The organism is Enterobacter sp. 940_PEND (assembly GCF_001059415.1).
Taxonomy (GTDB): Bacteria; Pseudomonadota; Gammaproteobacteria; order Enterobacterales; family Enterobacteriaceae; genus Enterobacter; species Enterobacter cloacae_M.
Map to the genome: position 1 here is coordinate 1 of NZ_JUMS01000001.1, position 18,778 is coordinate 18,778.

General features: G+C 57.4%; 19 protein-coding genes. 7 read left to right on the forward strand and 12 right to left on the reverse strand.

Annotated elements, in window-relative coordinates; all coding sequences use genetic code 11:
- Positions 1-56 precede the first annotated feature (56 nt).
- The 5 genes from chbR to osmE form a co-directional block, all read right to left on the reverse strand.
- On the reverse strand, positions 57-899 hold the full coding sequence (gene chbR / locus ADJ24_RS00005; protein ID WP_074177191.1) for a transcriptional regulator ChbR: 843 nt from the start codon (positions 897-899) through the stop codon (positions 57-59).
- Between the two features lie 5 nt (positions 900-904).
- Positions 905-1,252: a PTS N,N'-diacetylchitobiose transporter subunit IIA gene (gene chbA, locus ADJ24_RS00010; protein WP_023311284.1), complete on the reverse strand. Its 348-nt coding sequence runs from the start codon at positions 1,250-1,252 to the stop codon at positions 905-907.
- Positions 1,253-1,299: 47 nt separating this feature from the next.
- Positions 1,300-2,658: a PTS N,N'-diacetylchitobiose transporter subunit IIC gene (gene chbC / locus ADJ24_RS00015; RefSeq protein WP_023311283.1), complete on the reverse strand. Its 1,359-nt coding sequence runs from the start codon at positions 2,656-2,658 to the stop codon at positions 1,300-1,302.
- Positions 2,659-2,737: 79 nt separating this feature from the next.
- Complete coding sequence (gene chbB / locus ADJ24_RS00020; protein ID WP_008500676.1) at positions 2,738-3,055, reverse strand: PTS N,N'-diacetylchitobiose transporter subunit IIB; 318 nt, start codon at positions 3,053-3,055, stop codon at positions 2,738-2,740.
- A gap of 281 nt (positions 3,056-3,336) precedes the next feature.
- The gene (osmE, locus tag ADJ24_RS00025; protein WP_010430142.1) at positions 3,337-3,681 is read right to left on the reverse strand and encodes an osmotically-inducible lipoprotein OsmE; all 345 of its coding nucleotides are present in this window, start codon (positions 3,679-3,681) and stop codon (positions 3,337-3,339) included.
- Between the two features lie 232 nt (positions 3,682-3,913).
- On the opposite strand from osmE, the gene nadE reads away from it, so the two are divergent.
- Both nadE and cho read left to right on the forward strand, forming a co-directional pair.
- Positions 3,914-4,741 carry an ammonia-dependent NAD(+) synthetase gene (gene nadE, locus ADJ24_RS00030; protein ID WP_023311282.1) on the forward strand — a complete coding sequence of 276 codons (828 nt, stop codon included), beginning with the start codon at positions 3,914-3,916 and terminating at the stop codon, positions 4,739-4,741.
- A gap of 166 nt (positions 4,742-4,907) precedes the next feature.
- Entirely contained in the window at positions 4,908-5,798 is an 891-nt protein-coding gene (gene cho, locus ADJ24_RS00035; RefSeq protein ID WP_171843727.1) for an excinuclease Cho, read from the forward strand.
- Here the strand turns inward: cho and ves are convergent.
- From ves to astC, 7 genes are all read right to left on the reverse strand, one after another.
- A complete protein-coding gene (gene ves / locus ADJ24_RS00040) occupies positions 5,776-6,333 on the reverse strand; it encodes an environmental stress-induced protein Ves (protein ID WP_023311280.1) in 558 nt (185 codons plus the stop codon). The two genes, cho and ves, sit on opposite strands and share 23 nt — an antisense overlap.
- Before the next feature lie 297 nt (positions 6,334-6,630).
- Positions 6,631-7,125, reverse strand: a complete 495-nt coding sequence (gene spy, locus ADJ24_RS00045; RefSeq protein WP_023311279.1) for an ATP-independent periplasmic protein-refolding chaperone Spy — start codon at positions 7,123-7,125, stop codon at positions 6,631-6,633.
- Between the two features lie 338 nt (positions 7,126-7,463).
- Positions 7,464-8,429, reverse strand: coding sequence for a succinylglutamate desuccinylase (gene astE, locus ADJ24_RS00050; RefSeq protein ID WP_023311278.1), 966 nt, complete (start codon positions 8,427-8,429; stop codon positions 7,464-7,466).
- A 10-nt stretch (positions 8,430-8,439) separates the two neighbouring features.
- Positions 8,440-9,765, reverse strand: coding sequence for an N-succinylarginine dihydrolase (gene astB, locus ADJ24_RS00055; RefSeq protein WP_023311277.1), 1,326 nt, complete (start codon positions 9,763-9,765; stop codon positions 8,440-8,442).
- Complete coding sequence (gene astD / locus ADJ24_RS00060) at positions 9,752-11,239, reverse strand: succinylglutamate-semialdehyde dehydrogenase (RefSeq protein ID WP_023311276.1); 1,488 nt, start codon at positions 11,237-11,239, stop codon at positions 9,752-9,754. The genes astB and astD overlap by 14 nt, the downstream gene beginning before the upstream one ends.
- The gene (gene astA / locus ADJ24_RS00065; RefSeq protein ID WP_023311275.1) at positions 11,236-12,270 is read right to left on the reverse strand and encodes an arginine N-succinyltransferase; all 1,035 of its coding nucleotides are present in this window, start codon (positions 12,268-12,270) and stop codon (positions 11,236-11,238) included. The genes astD and astA overlap by 4 nt, the downstream gene beginning before the upstream one ends.
- Complete coding sequence (astC, locus tag ADJ24_RS00070) at positions 12,267-13,487, reverse strand: succinylornithine/acetylornithine transaminase (protein WP_023311274.1); 1,221 nt, start codon at positions 13,485-13,487, stop codon at positions 12,267-12,269. The genes astA and astC overlap by 4 nt, the downstream gene beginning before the upstream one ends.
- A 433-nt stretch (positions 13,488-13,920) precedes the next feature.
- On the opposite strand from astC, the gene xthA reads away from it, so the two are divergent.
- From xthA to ADJ24_RS00095, 5 genes are read left to right on the forward strand one after another with little or no spacing between them, the layout of a single operon-like run.
- Positions 13,921-14,727, forward strand: coding sequence for an exodeoxyribonuclease III (xthA, locus tag ADJ24_RS00075; RefSeq protein WP_023311273.1), 807 nt, complete (start codon positions 13,921-13,923; stop codon positions 14,725-14,727).
- Between the two features lie 6 nt (positions 14,728-14,733).
- The gene (locus ADJ24_RS00080) at positions 14,734-15,417 is read left to right on the forward strand and encodes a TVP38/TMEM64 family protein (protein WP_023311272.1); all 684 of its coding nucleotides are present in this window, start codon (positions 14,734-14,736) and stop codon (positions 15,415-15,417) included.
- Positions 15,418-15,432: 15 nt separating this feature from the next.
- A complete protein-coding gene (locus ADJ24_RS00085) occupies positions 15,433-16,593 on the forward strand; it encodes an ABC transporter substrate-binding protein (RefSeq protein WP_048701763.1) in 1,161 nt (386 codons plus the stop codon).
- Positions 16,566-18,095: a thiamine ABC transporter permease gene (locus ADJ24_RS00090; RefSeq protein WP_023311270.1), complete on the forward strand. Its 1,530-nt coding sequence runs from the start codon at positions 16,566-16,568 to the stop codon at positions 18,093-18,095. The genes ADJ24_RS00085 and ADJ24_RS00090 overlap by 28 nt, the downstream gene beginning before the upstream one ends.
- Positions 18,095-18,715, forward strand: coding sequence for an ATP-binding cassette domain-containing protein (locus tag ADJ24_RS00095; protein WP_023311269.1), 621 nt, complete (start codon positions 18,095-18,097; stop codon positions 18,713-18,715). The genes ADJ24_RS00090 and ADJ24_RS00095 overlap by 1 nt, the downstream gene beginning before the upstream one ends.
- The last annotated feature ends 63 nt before the right edge of the window (positions 18,716-18,778 follow it).

Here is an 18,778-nt window from a genome sequence, read left to right on the forward strand (position 1 = left end):
CCCGCTATTTGGGCAAGCCATTAAAGCAATATTTGTGGCGGGTAATCCGCCGAAAGTTAATTAATTACCGTTAAATTCTTCCGGTAACTGTTCGGTGTGAATGAAGTCAATTTTTTAAAGGTCTTAATAAACAGGCTTGGACTACTGTATCCTGACTCGTAAGCAATATCGGTGACAGAGTAGTTGGTAATTTCCAGCTGTTTCTTTGCAAAATTAATGCGGATTTCATTAATAATTTGCACGGGTGTTTTACGATAATAGCGCTGCGTCGCGCGGGTCAGATATTCCTGGGATTTCCCCGACAGTGACACCATATTTTCCAGCGCATTTTCGCTGAACTGGCCTTTATCATGCATCAGCTCAACGGTGCTGCGCAGCCACTGTGGAATATCATCCGTCACCTGCTGCTCATCACGATGATGGCGCAGCCTGTTCATCACGTAGAAGGTCACCGTTTCAATAAACTCATCAAATTCATTGTCGCGGAAGTTAAGCGAGGCGATAACCGTTTCAATCCAGGTCATGAACTCGTTTTTGACCCGATAGACCTGGGATGCCACAAAGCAGAACGGCACCAGCGGCAGATAGTGCTTCTCAAAGAAGCGTCTGCTGACGCCCACGTTCAGAATACGGGTGGCACCAAATTCGTAAAAGCTCTGGTGATAAGACCCCATCGGCAGGAAGACAAAATCCCCTCGCTCAAGCAGGACGCGCTTACCGTTGATCTCCTGGTAGTAGCGGCCGGTCAGAACAATCGTGAACTCGTAGTAGTCATGCTGGTGCAGACCGCTGGCGCTCTCCGTCTTGTTGTAGATAACCACGTGAAAATTTTTGCCATTAAACAGCTGCTGTTCAAGTGCGGTTTTAATTTCCATCGTGCTGACCTCCTGCTGCGAAATCCGACTCAGTGCATTTTCTCGTGAAGCTCGATGAGCTCTGCCACCAGCTCACGCGCCAGCATCGAGGTCATCAGGTGATCCTGCGCGTGGACCAGCACCAGGCTGACCTTCATCTTCCCTTCGCCCTGATCGCCTTCAATCAGCTTTGTCTGCACCAGGTGCGCTTCGTTCAGCGCCGTGCGTGACTGGTCCATCATGGTTTTCGCCGCGGCGAAATCCCCCTGCTTGGCCTGCTTCAGTGCGGCATAGGCCAGGCTGCGGGCCTGTCCGGAGTTGATGATAAGCCCCATCACCACTTCTTCGAGATCGTTCTCGACGGCTTCGTCTGCGACAATACTATCCAAATCTAACATGTTTAAGCTCCTTGTGGCTGGCGCGGGCTTCCCCGCGCCGGTCAATCTTAGAATTTCAGTGAGAGGGCAATATCCTCTTCGCTCTCTTCTTCATCAATAATGGTGGCGGCTTTGTTGGCAATCGCCACGAACGGCATGTACAGCAGGGTGGCAATCCCGAGGTTGAATATCGCCAGCAGGAAGGCTGCGACGCTGCCGTTGGTGTTGAAGAAGGCGCCCAGGCCCGCCGGCATGGTCCACGGTGCAATGTTGGTGACCGGTGGAATGATGCCCATGTAATACGCCGTCAGGGTGATCGCGGCCAGCAGCGGCTGAATCAGAATGAACGGAATGAACATTACCGGGTTCATGATGATTGGCAGACCGAACAGAATCGGTTCGTTAATCTGGAAAATGCCTGATGGCAGCGCCAGCTTCGCGACCTGACGGTAGTCAGCACGACGAGAGACAATAAAGACCGCGATGATCAGACCCAAGGTCGCCCCGGTACCGCCCAGGAAGATATAGGAGTCAAGCATCGGCTTCGCCCACACATGGAAGGTTTTACCCGCTGCCAGCGCCGCGTCAACGGAGCCGTACTGCTGGTAAAGCGCAACGTTTTCCAGTGCCCAGGGGGTCATAATCCCGCTGTCCAGCGCGGCCAGTGCCAGTGAACCATGCACGCCAAAGAACCACAGCAGAGAAGTGAAAATCACATACGCCCAACCGACCACGCCACCCATCGACGCCAGCGGCGTAGAGATAGAGTCCATGATGATCTGGTGGAAGTTAGTGCCCCAGTGGGAGAGCGCCCAGGCGATAATCCCCATGATGGAGAGAATAATGAAGCCTGGAATCAACGCGGAAAATGAACGAGAAACGGAAGCCGGTACGCTATCCGGCAGGCGGATAACCCAGTTGCGACGGATAATAAAGGTGAACATTTCTGCCACCACCAGGCCGATAACAATACCGGAGATGATGTTGGCCCCGCCCAGCCAGTTGGCGCCAACGGCGTAGGCTTCACCCACGCTGTAAGGCGTTACGGTCATAAAGGCGGCGACGGATAATAACCCGGCAGCCAGCGGATCCACTTTACGCTCTTCTGCCAGTGCCATCCCAATAAAGAAAGGCGCCATCAGCGACATAATCCCTAACGTACCGTTATAGACGTTGCCGCCAATGGCTTTAAAACCATTAAGGGTTTCAATAGTGGATGCGTCTAATCGAATTCCTAATGAATAAAAGAAGGAACCTTCACCAAAGCTCAGAAAAACGTTGTTAATTAAAACGAACATGGCCCCAGCCAACGTTAACGGCATTAATTTAATAAAGCCGTTTTTGATGGCATTAACGTGAGGCTGCTTTCCTATTTTAACAGCAAAAGGAAGGAGTACCTTTTCAAGTGAAGCGATGACTTTACTCATAGGAAAATACCCTTAAATGCCGTAACGCATGTTACGGCGTATTGTGTGTGAAATAACTCTTTGACGGGAAAAATAAAAATTAATTAGCAGCTTTTTTAATGGCTGCCACAGCAGCTTTAAGAACACCTAAACCATCAATTTTGCCGTAAAGCCCCGAATCGATCACTTCGACCGGTTTATTGGGTAACAGTCGTTGAATTTCGGGCAACATATAGGCAATTTGCGGCCCCAGTAAAACCACATCGGCTGTCTGGCCTTTTTCGCCCGCCAGCGTCTCTGGAAACGCTTCAATCACCACAGGGACTTCATACTTTTCAGCCTGCGCACGCATCTTTGACACCAGAAGCGACGTTGACATGCCCGCTGAGCAGAACAGGTAGATATGTTTCTTTTCCATCGTGATTTCCCTCTTATATAACTACCTGCCATCGCGCTATCACTCGACTCGCTGTCCCGGCAGACAGGTAGCTTGCGTACTGTTGTTTATCGTTGGAGTGAGTATACGCAATGGTACAGACAGGGGATAATTCTGGATAGACTCAAATTGTCTCTCATTGACCTGGCTTGTTGACTCCCTTCACATTTCGGGCAAATAATTCGCGCAAAGAAATAAGATTTTCTGATGCATAAAAAAACCGGCCCATGGGCCGGTTTGTTAACATCCTCAGGCAAGCAGGGTTACTGCGCCTTAGGTGCCTGCGGATCGGTGTCGTATTCAGCACAGGTCTGATAGCCGGAGTTGATCACATGACCGGTATCATCCAGGGCGACGAAGTAGGTTTCTGCCTTACCATCACGTTGACCCAGGATATAGGTCTGGCAGGTCCCTTTCGCATGAATCATGGTCACTTCAGAAGAAGGTTTACCGGCAATCGCAGCTACCTGCGAACGGGTCATGCCTTTTTTAACGTCTTTTACTACGGGCTGCGTAAACTGATCCTTGGTGCGATCGTAAGCCGTACACCCTGCCAGCATAGTCAGTACCGCCGCTGCGCTAAGAATTCCTGCTACGTTCTTGTTCATATTCCGTCCTCTTGTTTATCAGCGTGTTATCTAAGCATGGGATAAAAAGTACTATTGTTCAACTTTGTGGATTACGCCAGACGAATTTCGGAAAATTCTAATAAAACAACGATAACCTGCTAAATCGGCGCAAATTAGCGCACTCGAAACTGTGATCCTTGTCGTTTCTCGCCCAAAGGGTTAGTTTTAACAGCTAACACATTCTGTTTATGTACTGCATATGGAGGGCGTGATGGCTCTGCAACAAGAGATTATTCAGGCACTGGGCGCGAAGCCTACGGTAGATGCACATGAAGAGATCCGCCGCAGCGTGGATTTTTTAAAATCGTACTTAAAAAAGAACGCGTTCCTGAAATCCCTGGTGCTGGGCATCAGCGGCGGCCAGGACTCTACCCTGACCGGTAAACTCTGCCAGATGGCGATTTCAGAGCTTCGCGAAGAGACGGGCGATGAGAAACTGCAGTTTATCGCGGTGCGTCTTCCTTATGGCGTACAGGCGGACGAGCAGGATTGCCAGGATGCCATTGCCTTCATTCAGCCTGACCGCGTGCTGACCGTTAATATTAAGGGCTCGGTGCTGGCAAGCGAGCAGGCGCTTCGCGAAGCGGGCATTGAGCTGAGCGATTTTGTTCGCGGCAACGAGAAAGCCCGCGAGCGCATGAAAGCGCAGTACAGCATCGCCGGGATGACCAAAGGCGTTGTCGTCGGCACCGACCACGCGGCAGAAGCGATCACCGGTTTCTTCACCAAATACGGCGACGGCGGCACCGATATTAACCCTATCTTCCGTCTTAACAAGCGTCAGGGTAAGCAGCTGCTGGCCGCGCTGGGCTGTCCTGAGCATCTGTATAAGAAAGCGCCGACAGCGGACCTTGAAGACGATCGCCCTTCCCTGCCGGATGAAGCGGCCCTTGGCGTCACCTATGACAACATTGATGATTATCTGGAAGGCAAAAAGCTGGATGAAGGTACCGCGAAAATCATCGAAGGCTGGTATCTGAAAACCGAGCACAAGCGCCATACGCCAATTACGGTGTTTGACGACTTCTGGAAAAAATAAAGCAAAGCGGTAACCAGGTTACCGCTTTTAATGTTTGCGCCCTCTCCCGTGGGAGAGGGTTGGGGTGAGGGCATCAGGCCGCACGTCCTGGCCGGGTAAGGCGTAGCCGCCACCCGGCTCTTTTTTAACCACCACACTCCTGCTACACTGTATACCTGAACAGTATATGGAGCAGTATGTGAGCAGGCGTCAATCCGCCCCGCGTCTTGAGTTTGAAGCGGCGGCTATCTACGAATATCCCGAACACCTTCGCCCCTGGCTTGAGGCGCTGCCTAAACAGCCGGGCGTGTACATCTTTCACGGTGAAAGCGACACCCTGCCGCTCTATATCGGCAAGAGCGTTAACATTCGCAGCCGGGTGTTATCCCATCTGCGTACGCCGGACGAGGCCGCCATGCTGCGCCAGTCGCGACGCATTACCTGGTTCCAGACGGCGGGAGAAATGGGCGCGCTGCTGCTGGAGGCGCGGTTGATAAAAGAACAACAGCCGCTGTTCAATAAGCGCCTGCGCCGCAACCGTCAGCTCTGCTCCCTGCAGATAAACGATGGCAAGCCGCAGGTCGTCTACGCGCGCGACGTCGATTTTTCTCATGCCCCGAATCTCTATGGGCTGTTTGCCAATAAACGCGCCGCGCTCCAGGCGCTGCAGACGCTGGCGGACGATTTACAGCTTTGCTACAGCCTTTTAGGTCTGGAGGCAACTACCCGCGGACGCGCCTGTTTTCGATCCGCGCTGAAGCGCTGCGCCGGTGCCTGCTGCGGGAAAGAGAGCGTTGAGGCGCATCACGCCCGGCTTCTCACCGGTCTGGCGGCCATCAGCGTAAACTGCTGGCCCTGGGAAAGCGCCGTTGCGCTAAAAGAAGTGGGCGAGGCCATGACCCAGTATCACATCGTCAATAACTGGCTCTGGCTGGGCGCTGTCGACGACCTCAACGACGCGGCAACCCTGTTGCGCACGCCCGCCGGATTTGACCACGATGGCTACAAAATTCTCTGTAAACCGGTCCTGGCAGGAAAGTTTGAGATCATTGTGCTCAATGACCCGGCAGCCACGTGATTTCGCTGAACAATAAGGTACCCTGAGCCTCCAGCAGACGCAGCGTATGGGTACCCTCCTCCCAGCTGGCACCCTGATCGGCCGTCAGCAATTTATCGCCCAGCTGCCACGCCCCGCTTAGCACGAACACCACGCCCCCGCGTGAGCCAAAGGTGGTAAAGGTTCGGTCAGCAACGCGCACCTTCGCCCGGCAGCAGTCGCGCCGGGTCATGATATTAAAGTCCATCGCCATCCGCCCATCTGAAAGCAGCGCTTTCACCGGCAAATCGCCGGCAAAACTGTAGGGCTGATGATGCTTGAGGGTATGGGAGAACGCCTGACCCGCGTCCAGCGTCACTTCTCCCCCTTCCAGCAAGGTAATCACCCGGTCAACACCGGGAAACGAGGAGAATTCGCCGTTGCTGGCAATCGTCGCGATACTGGCGCGCCAGTGAAAATCGCGCGTCGCGGGAGGGAAGCAGCAAATCTCACGCGTTTCACCAGCACCATTGCGCCAGAGGCTGACCGGCATCTTACGGATATCAAAGAACTCCATCACCACTCCTGAATGGCACAACCCGTGCCAGGGCAAGGATATCGCTATCGTTGCTGTCTTGTTTGTTATCGTTGGGTATTCACAGAAACAGTATCGGCAGCAGAGCGGGCAGGCCTTAGCGGAACGTTAATAAAAATTCTAACGCCATGACTCTGCAAACATTCTCTGAAGCGACTACAGGAGGATACCGCGCTGGCGGCGGCAGGCAAGAGGGCAGGAAAGAAAAACCGCCGGTCCTGTCCACAGCGGTTGCGCTTTTGTGGACAGGATCCCGGCGGTCTTAAGAGTGTGAACCGATTATTCGGTTGGTGCTGGCATTTTACCTTCCATCGCCGGACGTTCTGTCAGACGCTTCTCAAAATTCGCATTAAATTGTTTTTTCTGTTCCGGGGTCAGAATGTTGTAGATCTTGTTCTGGGTTTCCATGTGAGCCAGCATGCGGGCTTTGTGCTGCTCGGCCATTTTGTCGATCTGCGCTTCGGCTTTCGCCTTATCGAAGCTGTCGCTGGCGATGATGTCATGCATCGCACGGCGCTCTTCAAGCGGAGGACGTTTCATCTGGTCGCGTTCACCTTTTCTGATGTCGCGGATCTGCTGCTTCTGCGCATCCGTCAGGTTGAGATCCTTAAACATCATCATCTCGTTGTGCATACCCGGACCTTTATGATGCATCATCATTTTGCCTTCAGCAGGCGCGGCAGTCGTAGTGGTCGCAGTATCTGCGGCGAACGCCATGCTGGTAGCGCCCAGAGCCAGGGTAGAAGCAACAAACAGTGCAGTAAACTTACGCATAATTTATTTCCTTTCTTTCAGTTATTCTTCGGCGCTATGCCGTGTTGACGAGATTAACTTTACGGGGTTTATCGTCAATTAGTCAGAGCAACGGTAAAACAATGAAAGTGTAAAAAACAAATTTTCGTCAAATGTGGAGGAAATAAGGATAAAGCGTGGAGAGTTGCAACAAAAAATATTCAATGCGATGATTTTAAAGAAATTTAGCAGGAGTATAGCAAAGTGCAGATCAATAATAAAGCAATTCACCAGGAATATTCTGCAAAACAAGCACAAGCGCTTTAATCGTTAAGAAAAGTTTTTTGCTTCCCCCTCCCGGATGATGAGAGGGGAAAGGTTCAGGATATTTTTTCCAGCATCAGCCCGGCCCGCAGGCCAAACGCGACGGTGGGGTTAGGGAATAAAACATACTCGGTAGTTTTCTGCACCTCGTAACGTTCCTCGCCATCCTCAGCCAGCAGCGCCCCTTTGCGGAACGGGGTGAAGTTCAGGGTGTGCGCGGCCATATGGAGCAGGAAAGCATCGCTGCGGCGCGTGATCTGCTGAACGACCCGGTACCGCTCAACGGGCTGATGCGCGTGCTCGGGAGCCGTTCCTCCCAGCAGCGCCCGAAGGGCGAGATGCGTAGGCGCAAAGCGGGTCAGATCGTTCTGGCCGAACGGCAGCGCTTTTCCCAGCTCCAGCGTGCAGGCCAGCGCAGCGAAACGTTCACAGGTGAAATGGGTAAAGGTTCCGCCCGGCGACTGATGAAATACCAGCGCCTCAAGCCCGGCGTCACCCAGCCAGCTCAGGAACGCTTCATCCCACGGCTGACTGCGCTGCGGCAGAACGCCGAAGCGAACGTGGTAAGACGCGCGGATTGCCGTATGCAGATCCAGATGCCAGCGCCCCGGCCCCGCGACGGCAAAAAACGCGGTCACGACGTTCTCCAGCCACTCTGCCCGCGCCGTTTCATCGCTCTGCGGAAACTGCGACCAGCGGCCGCCGAACATGCGGTTAATGTCGCTCACCAGATACCGTTTGTTTTGCGCCAGCGCAGGGGGATTGCCGAGCACCACCAGCACGCGGCACTTTAGTTCGATCTCATTGCGATACAGCGCACGCAGCAGCAGATCAACAATCTCAACGGGCGCGGTTTCATTCCCGTGGATACCCGTTGAAAGCAGCAGCGAGAGATCGCTTTTTACGGTCGGCGTCAGCTCAAGCACCCCGCGCCCCAGCCACCGCCAGCGAAATGAGGGGCCGTCCCCCTCTTTCTGTTCCGGCGTCTCATCGGCCAGGGTCAGCGCCAGTAAATTTTCCATATCCACTCCTTTAGCGCTGGAACGGGTAAACCGATCCCAGCTGCAGGATTGTCGATAACGCGTCCAGCGCCTCGCGTCCTTCACGCAGAAGCTGCGGGTCAACCAGATCCGCCTGCGTCAGACGATCGCGATAGTAGCGATCGACCCAGTCATTCAGCCGCGTAAAGAGCGTATCGTTCATCATGACCGCGGGGTTCACCGCCTGCATTTCGTCCTGAGTCAAGACCACGCGCAGACGTAAACAGGCTGGCCCGCCGCCGTTGGCCATGCTTTCGCGCAGGTCAAACACGCGCAGTTCGTCAATCGGGTTATCGGCCTTCACCAGCTCCGTCAGGTAGCGCCACACGCCTTTGTGATCCCGTGATTCCTGCGGCAGGACCAGCATCATGCTGCCATCGTCACGGCTCAGCAGCTGGCTGTTGAACAGATAGGTTTCTACCGCGTCCTGCACGCTCACCGCCTCCGTTGGCACCTGGATTGGCGTGAAGCCGCGCACGCGCTCATGCAGCGTGGCGAGCAGCTTCTCCTGATGGGCAAACGCCTGCTCGTGGCAGAACAGCACCTGGCGGTTAGAAACGGCAATCACGTCGTTATGGAACACGCCCTGGTCAATCACATGCGGGTTTTGCTGGGCAAAAACCACCTGGGAAGGATTGACCTGGTTCAGGCGAGCAACCGCCTGGCTGGCTGCCAGCGTCTGACGAGCAGGATAACGGGTTGGCGCGGCGTGGCCCCCCTCTTCTCGCCCGTAGATAAACAGCTGCAGGCCCGGGTCGCCATAGTCGCCTCCCAGGCGGTTATGGTTGGCCGCGCCTTCGTCGCCAAACATCGCCACCTGCGGCAGAGCCTGATGCACCTCAAAATGGGCGTCATGGTTGAAAATGGCGCGCAGCACACGCTCGGTGGTTTCCGCTTCTGTGGCGCGGTGGAATTTATTGTTCAGGTTCGCCACCGTCAGATGAACTTTGCCATCCAGCGTGTCGGCTGACGGCGCGATGGTCGCGGCGTTTGCCACCCACATAGAGGAGGCGGAGCTTGCCGCGGAGAGCAGGTGCGGGGTCTGCGTACCCGCTTTTTCGACGACCTGCTCATCGGTACCGCTAAAGCCGAGCTGACGTAGGACAGCCACGTTCGGGCGTTCCTGCGGCGGGATCACCGCCTGCGGGAAACCGGCATCCGCCAGCGCCTTCATCTTCAGCAGCCCCTGCTTCGCCGCCAGCTTCGGGTTCGACACCTGAAAGCGGTGCTTCGTCGAGGCTTCATTACCAAAAGAGAGACCGGCATAGTGGTGCGTCAGCCCCACCAGCCCGTCAAAGTTAACCTCACGCGCTTTCATGACGATCCCCTCCGGTAAAATCCAGCCCCGGATTAAGCGTCTCCGGCAGCGTCAGCGCCGGGGTTTCCAGGCTCGCCATCGGCCACGCGCAGTAATCGGCGGCATACCACGCGCTGGCGCGATGGTTGCCCGACGCGCCTACACCACCGAACGGCGCGGTGCTCGCGGCCCCGGTAAGCGGTTTATTCCAGTTCACAATCCCGGCGCGCGCTTCCAGCAGCAGTTGTTCAAACTTCTCGCGATGCGGCGAAATCAGCCCGCTCGACAGGCCGTAGCGGGTGTTGTTCGCCATCGCAATGGCCGCATCGAAATCGTCGTAACGCCAGACGCACAGCAGCGGGCCAAAGACCTCTTCATCCGGCACGTTGCTTGCGCCGCTCATTTCTACAATGCCCGGCGTCAGCAGCGAGCTACCCGGCTGAACCTGCTTCGGCTCCAGCAGGGTTTTCGCGCCGCGCGCGACGTGGTCCTGCCAGGCCTTAAGCACGTTCAGCGCGGCCTGTTCGGAAATCAGCCCGCCGATAAACGGCTGCGGGTCAGCATCCCACGCGGCAGGCACCAGACGCGCGCTCACTTCAACCAGACGTTTCAGGAAGGCATCCCCCTGTGCGCCCCGCTTCACCAGCAGGCGGCGGGAGCAGGTACAGCGCTGTCCGGCGGTAATAAAGGCGGACTGAATCGTCAGGTGCACCGCGGCGTCGATATCATCAGGGTCTTCCACAATCAGCGGGTTGTTGCCGCCCATCTCCAGCGCCAGGATTTTCTCCGGCTGCCCTGCCAGCTGGCGGTGCAGCTGATAGCCCGTACCGGCGCTGCCGGTAAACAGCAGACCGTCGATATCGCTCAGCGCGCTCAGCGCCTGACCGGTTTCCCGCCCGCCCTGCACCAGGTTCAGCACGCCCGGCGGCAGGCCGGCCTGTTCCCATAGCTTAACCACCGCCTCGCCGGTGAATGGCGTGAGCTCGCTCGGTTTGAAAATAACGGTATTGCCCGCCAGCAGCGCAGGCACAATGTGGCCATTCGGCAGGTGTCCCGGGAAGTTATACGGGCCAAATACCGCCAGCACGCCGTGCGGGCGGTGGCGCAGCGTGGCCGCGCCGTCCGGCATCTCGGTATGCTGTTCGCCGGTGCGGGTGTGGTACGCCTTGATCGAAATGGCGATTTTGTTGATCATCGCCGTCACTTCGGTTGTCGCTTCCCAGCGAGGTTTACTGGTTTCAGACGCGATGATGCGCGTCAGTTCGGCCTTGTTTGCCTCCAGCAGCCCGGCGAACTTTTCAACAATTCCCTGGCGCACGGCGAAAGGCTGTTTTGCCCACGCCGGAAACGCGCGGCGCGCGGCCTGGCAGGCTTGTTCTACCTGCGCGGTGCTGGCGTCATGCCCCTTCCAGAGCACCTCTTTTCCAACCGGATTGGTCTTTACGCGCTCTTCGCCTTCGCCCGTGACCCAGTCACCGTTAATCCATAATGTCATGCTGTTTTCTCCTCAGGGCAGAGACGCACCAGGCGAACCGTATCGCCGGCGTTACATTTCAGGGCATCCAGTTCTGCAGCCGTCAGCACCAGACGTTCACATTTCGGGTTGGTACGCACCAGCATGGCGCGGAAATTGGCGTAATTTTCGTTCGATACCAGACAGGCGGGCCAGTCACCCGGCGCGGGCTGACCTTCAGAGACCTCAACCAGCCGGCTTTTACGGATCGCGCGCACGCGGTCGATATCGCACTCAAGCGTTGGGCCGCCGTCAAAGATGTCGACATAGTTCCGGTAGCGGAACCCCTCTTTCTCCAGCACCGCGCGGGCAGGCGCGGTCTGCGGATGGACTTCGCCAATCACCGCCTGCGCTTCCGGGCTGAGGAAATGGGTATAGATAGGATGCTTCGGCATCAGTTCGGCGATAAAGGCTTTCTGGCCGGTGCCGCAGAGATAGTCCGCCCGGCTGAACTCCATCGAGAAGAAGCGCTCGCCCAGGCTCTCCCAGAACGGCGAGTAGCCGGTGTCGTCGATCACGCCGCGCATCTCCGCGACCACTTTTTCGTTAAAGCGATCGCGGAAGGCGGCCATAAACATAAAGCGCGATTTGGAGAGCAGATAGCCGTTGCCCTCTTTGCGCCACGCCGGGTCGAGGAACAGCGTGCATAGCTCGCTGGCGCCCGTGTGGTCATTGCAGAGAAACAGCGTGGGCAGCGCGTTATAGACGTTCAGCTCTTTCGAGGCATGAACCATGGTGCCGACGCGGTAGTTGTACCACGGGTCGTTAAGCCCGACGGCCACTTCAATGGCGCAGATCCCGGCCACGGTCCCCGTGTCGGTGTCTTCCAGCACGAACACATACCCCTGTTCGCTTTTTGGCAACGTCCCCTGCCAGGTTTGCAGGGCGCGCTCAATGCGCGCCGACAGCGTTTTTTCATCGGCAGGAAGCGAGGTCAGCCCGCCTCCCGTCTTACCGGCAAGCTGCATGAGCCCGGCGAGATCGCCGCGCTCAACGGGACGGATGACCATCATGATGACACCCCGGATTTCACTTTTTCACACGCCAGCGCAAAACGGTCCAGACCGGTTTGCACCTCTTCCTCGCTGACGATCAGCGCGGGCGCAAAACGCACCACGTTGGCACCGGCAATCAGCACCATCACGCCCACTTTTGCCGCTTCCTGTGAAATAAGTTTAGCTTTCCCGGCAAACTCAGCGGTGAGCTCGCAGCCGATTAACAGCCCCAGGCCGCGAATTTCTTTAAACAGCCCCGTTTTGCCGTTGATGGCATTCAGGCGCTCGACAAACCAGTCGTGACGCTGCTTAACGCCTTTCAGCACCTCAGGCGTGTTAATGATGTCGAGAACCTGCCCGGCAACGGCGGTGGCCAGCGGGTTGCCGCCGTAGGTGGTGCCATGGGTGCCCACGGTCATCACGCTGGCGAATTTATTGGTGGTCAGCGTCGCGCCAATCGGGAAGCCGCCGCCGAGCGCTTTGGCGGTCGAAAGCACGTCCGGCGTCACGCCGTAGTGCATATAGGCATACAGCTCGCCGGTGCGGCCCACGCCGGTCTGGACTTCGTCGAAAATCAGGACCGCGTTGTGGCGATCGCACAGCTCGCGCAGCCCCTGCAGGAAGGCTTTTTGCGCCGGAAGCACGCCGCCCTCGCCCTGCATCGGCTCGACGATCACCGCGCAGGTGGTGTCGTTAATCAGCTCGCTGGCGGACTGCAGATCGTTATAGATACCGTGGCGAATATCCGGCGGCAGCGGGGCAAAATCCTGCGAGTAGGAAGGCTGGCCGCCCGCGCTGACGGTAAAGAGCGTGCGCCCGTGGAAGGCGTTTTTAAACGCCACGATGCCGCTCTTGTGGGTACCAAATTTATCGTGCGCATATTTGCGCGCCAGCTTCAGCGCCGCTTCGTTGGCTTCCGCCCCCGAGTTACAGAAAAAGACTTTTTCGGCAAACGTCGCGTCGATCAGTTTTTTGGCCAGGCGCAGCGCGGGCTCGTTAGTAAAGCCGTTGCCGGTATGCCAGAACTTCGCCGCCTGGTCATTCAGCGCCTGACGCAGCGCAGGATGCGCATGCCCCAGCGCGTTGACCGCAATCCCACCTGCAAAGTCGATATACTCTTTACCCTGCTGATCCCACAGGCGCGAGCCTTCCCCACGAACCGGAATAAAAGCCGCCGGAGCGTAAACCGGCATCATCCATTCATCGAAATTTTCACGCGTAATTGACAGAGACATAGCGACCTCATCCGGTAAATAAAAAGTTATTTGAATGTTAAATAATTGAGTGTTTGCACTGTGAATGTAGATTGCAGCCTTCGTGCCAGCCAGCGATAAAATTGCATAAACGGGTTGAGGTAACACAATATCAATAAGTTACAATATGGAGTTATTCACTGTTAGTGCATAAAAAGTGAATATTTTTACGACAAGCGGCGCTTCGCCGCATGAAAATCAGAAAGAGTATGCACAGGCCAAATATAATTCTGGAATTGTGATCGCTCGCGAAATTTATCGGTCATTTACGCCCTGTTTGAGGGCGATGCGCGTCAGAATGGTGCAAATATTGCACCACCGGCATTATCTGTCGCAGTTATTGGCCGAACCCGGTAACAGTTGACGCAAATTCTGCTACCATCCATGCACTATTCACCTTGCACTGGCAGCGACTATGAAATTTGTCTCTTTTAATATCAACGGCCTGCGCGCCCGCCCTCATCAGCTTGAAGCTATCGTTGAACAACATCAGCCAGATGTGATCGGTCTGCAGGAGACTAAGGTTCACGACGACATGTTCCCCCTCGAAGAGGTGGCTAAGCTCGGCTACAACGTCTTCTATCATGGGCAGAAAGGCCATTATGGCGTTGCGCTGTTGACCAAAGAGACGCCAGTTTCAGTCCGCCGCGGGTTTCCCGGCGATGACGAAGAAGCACAGCGCCGCATCATTATGGCGGAACTGCCTTCCCCGCTTGGGAACATCACCGTGATTAATGGTTACTTTCCCCAGGGCGAGAGCCGCGACCATCCGACCAAATTCCCGGCCAAAGCCAAGTTTTATCAGGATCTGCAGAACTACCTGACCACCGAACTGAACAAAGATAATCCGGTGCTGATCATGGGTGATGTGAATATCAGCCCGACCGATCTGGATATTGGCATCGGTGAAGACAGTCGCAAACGCTGGCTGCGTACCGGCAAATGCTCCTTCCTGCCGGAAGAGCGCGAGTGGATGCAGCGCCTGCTGGACTGGGGGCTGGTGGATACCTTCCGTACCGCCAACCCGGACACGCAGGATCGCTTCTCGTGGTTTGACTACCGCTCAAAAGGCTTTGACGACAACCGCGGCCTGCGTATCGACCTGCTGCTCGCCAGTTCGCCGCTGGCAGAGCGCTGCATCGAAACCGGGATCGACTACGAGATCCGCAGCATGGAAAAACCGTCTGACCACGCGCCGGTGTGGGCTAAATTCAAGCTGTAATGACGCGTGAACATTCGAAAACTCGCTTTCCTGTGCGCCCTTCTGGGCGCATTTATTCTGACGTTTGTCATACTTCCCCCAGGCACACTCTCCCTGGACGGGATTAAAACCCACCAGCAGGCACTCATCTCCCATGTTAACCACGCGCCGCTGCGAAGCGCGCTGATCTTTTTTGCCCTCTACGTGGCGGTCTCCGCCCTGTCGATCCCCGGTGCGGCTATCCTCACCCTGCTGGGCGGAGCGTTATTTCCCCTGTGGGAAGGCACCCTTCTGGTCTCGTTTGCCTCCACGCTCGGGGCGACGCTTGCGATGCTCGCCAGCCGTTATCTGCTGCGCGAATGGGTCCAGCGGCGGTTTGCTCAGCAGATGAAAACGGTGAACGCCGGTATGGCGCATGACGGCGCGGGCTATCTTTTTGCCCTGCGCCTGATGCCGCTGTTCCCGTTTTTCCTGGTGAATTTGCTGATGGGGCTGACCCGCATTGGCGTATATCGCTACTGGTGGGTCAGCCAGGTCGCCATGCTGCCCGCGACGGTGGTATTTCTGAACGCCGGACGCGAGCTGGGGAAAGTGGCGTCGCTGCGCGATATTTTGTCGCCGGACATGCTAATCGCCTTTACACTACTGGGGTTATTGCCGCTGGCGACACGCCGGCTGTTTTCCCGTTATCTCCCGTCTGTTAAAAAGTGAGGCATTATGCGCCGTGTGCGTTTTTGCGCGTTCCTGACCGGTCTGCTGCTGGCAGCCCCCCTCTGTGCCGCCGAAAGCTGGCACGCTATCCAACAGCAGGCCAAAGGCCAGACCGTCTGGTTTAACGCCTGGGGCGGCGATCCGGCGGTCAACCGCTACCTTGAGTGGGTCAGCGGTGAGATGCAAACGCACTACGCCATTACCCTAAAAATTGTCCCGCTGGCGGACGCCGCCGATGCGGTAAAACGGATCCAGACGGAAGCCGCCGCGGGGCGTAAGGCCAACGGCTCGGTTGATCTGCTGTGGGTCAACGGCGAAAACTTCCGCACGTTAAAAGAGGCGAACCTGCTGCAAACCGGATGGGCGCAGACGCTGCCAAACTGGCGCTATGTCGATACCCGTAAACCCGTCACGGAAGATTTTACGATTCCAACCGACGGGGCGGAATCCCCGTGGGGCGGCGCGCAGCTAACCTTTATCGCCCGCAAAGCCAGCATGCCGACGCCGCCGGTGGATCCGCAGGCGCTGCAGGCCTACGCGCAGCAGCACCCGGGTAAGATCAGCTATCCCCGCCCACCCGATTTTACCGGCACGGCATTTCTTGAGCAGCTGCTGCTGACGCTCACCGATCGCCCTGAGGCTTTACAAAAAGCGCCCGATGCAACGTTTGCTGAGGTTACGGCGCCGCTCTGGGCCTACCTCGATAAGCTGCACCCGCTGCTGTGGCGCGAAGGAAAAGATTTCCCTCCCTCGCCTGCCCGAATGGATGCCCTGCTTGCCAGCGGCAGTCTGAACCTGTCGCTGACCTTTAACCCGGCGCATGCGCAGCAGAAAGTGGCGAGCGGCGAACTGCCCGCCGACAGCTACAGCTTTGGTTTCCAGAGCGGGATGCTCGGCAACGTCCATTTTGTGGCTATCCCGGCCAATGCCGGCGCGAGCGCGGGCGCAAAGGTAGTCGCTAATTTCCTGCTGTCACCGCAGGCGCAAATCCGCAAGGCCGACCCGGCCATCTGGGGAGACCCGAGCGTCCTGGATGCGAAAACGCTGCCCGAAGAGGAAGCGAAACAGCTGCTGGCCCATACGCCTCAGGGGCTGCCGCAGGTGCTTGCAGAGCCGCAGTCCGTCTGGGTGAACGCGCTGGAGCAGGAATGGCTGCGTCGTTACGGCACCCGCTGAGCGGGCTTGTCTGGCTGGCGATGGCGGTGATTTATCTGCCGATCCTGCCCGCCGGCGTGATGCTTTTCGCACCGGCGCTTTCTGCGACAAACTGGCAGCGGCTGCTGAACGATCCGCAGCTACCGCAGGCGACCGTCGCCACGCTGGTCTCAACGCTCATCGCCACGCTGGGGGCGTTGCTGATTGCCCTTTTCTTCGTCTGCCTTTTGTGGCCAGGTCAACGCTGGCGGCGCCTCACGACCCGGCTGCCCTGGCTGCTGGCGATCCCCCATGTGGCGTTCGCCACCAGCGCGTTACTGCTGTTTGCCGAGGGCGGTCTGTTTTATCAGCTCTGTACCTTCTGTACGGCTCCGTTTGACCGCTACGGCGTCGGGCTGGGCCTGACGCTCGCGGTCAAAGAGAGCGCGTTCGTGCTGTGGGCTATTTACGCCCTACTGCCGGAACAACGGCTCGCGCAGCAGAAGATCGTCCTGCAGACCTTTGGCTACGGGCGTTATCAGACGCTCAGCTGGCTGATCCTCCCGGCGATCGCGCCTGTCCTCGGCGCGGTGATGCTGGCGGTGCTGGCATGGTCGCTCTCGGTCGTGGACGTGGCGATCGTTCTCGGGCCCGGCAACCCGCCCACCCTGGCCGTGCTGGCCTGGCAGTGGCTAAGCCAGGGCGACGCGCAGCAGCAGGCAAAAGGAATGCTGCTGTGCCTGTTTCTTCTTATGCTGCTGGCCGCGCTTGCCGCCCTCGGATACGGCCTCTGGAGGGTATGGCGTCGCACAATTCCGGAACTCGCGGGGACGCGCCGAAGGTCTCAGCGCACCCTGCCTGAGCGGGCACTCAGCGGGTTACTGCCCGCGTGCGGCATCCTGTGCGCTGCGGTACTGCTGATGCTGGCGCAAGGGGGCGACGTGGGTTCCGTGGGGACCAGCCTCTCCTTCGGCCTGCTGTCGAGCCTGATCGCCCTCATCGTCATTTTTCTCTGGCTGGAATGGGGACCGCAGCGCGGCGCAGCGTGGGTGTGGTCACCGCTCGCCCTGCCGGCGCTGCCGCTCGTCACCGGGCAATACTTTATTGCATTGTGTCTGGGGCTCGACGGGCGCTATGCCGCCGTGCTCTGGAGCCATCTGCTGTGGGTGTTGCCGTGGATGCTGCTGGTTCTGCAGCCCGCCTGGCGGCGGATCGATCCCAGGCTTATCCTTACCGCCAGAACGCTCGGCTGGCGACGAGAAAAAATATTTCTACTGCTGAAATGCCCCCTGCTGGTGCGCCCGGCGCTGCTGGCCTTTGCTATTGGTTTTTCCGTCAGCATGGCGCAATACATGCCGACGCTCTGGCTTGGCGCGGGGCGCTTCGCCACGCTGACCACCGAAACCGTCGCGCTCAGCAGCGGGGGCAGCATCCCGACTCTCGCTAACCGGGCGCTGGGATTATTGCTGGTCACGGGCACGGTGTTCGGTCTTGCCGCACTGTTATCCCGGCTCGCGGGCCGCTACCGTCAAGGATTACGTTAATGCTGAAGGTAAAAGATCTCACCATCGAACCGCTTTTCCGCGAGGTCAATTTTTGCGTTCCTCGCGGGGAGATCGTTACCCTGATGGGGCCGTCCGGCAGCGGCAAATCGACCCTTTTTGCGTGGATGGTCGGCGCGCTGTCAGACGATTTCCAGGCGCGGGGCGAACTGTGGCTCGACGCGCGTCGCTGCGATAGCCTCCCTGTTGAAGCCCGCGGGCTGGGCATTCTCTTTCAGGATGCGCTGCTGTTTGAACAGTTCAGCGTCGGGCAAAATTTGCTGCTGGCCTTGCCTGAGCGGATCGTCGGGAGAGCGCGTCGGGAAGCGGTCGAGCAGGCGCTGGATTCCGCCGGGCTGAGCGGTCATTACGCCAGCGATCCGGCCACCCTCTCCGGCGGGGAGCGTGCCCGTGTCAGCCTGCTGCGGGCCCTGCTCGCAGAGCCGCAGGCGCTGCTGCTGGACGAACCGTTCAGCCGCCTCGATAAAACGCTGCGCACGACGTTTCGGACATGGGTTTTTGGCGCCGTCCGCGCGCGCAATATCCCGGTGGTGCTGGTCACGCACGATGAGGACGATATTCCGCCCGGCGGCGAGCTGATTGAGATTTCTCGCTGGCAATAATGTGCTAACGCAATGTTTTCCGTTTCGGGAGAGACGACAATGCCCCCCTCTTTTACTGACGTC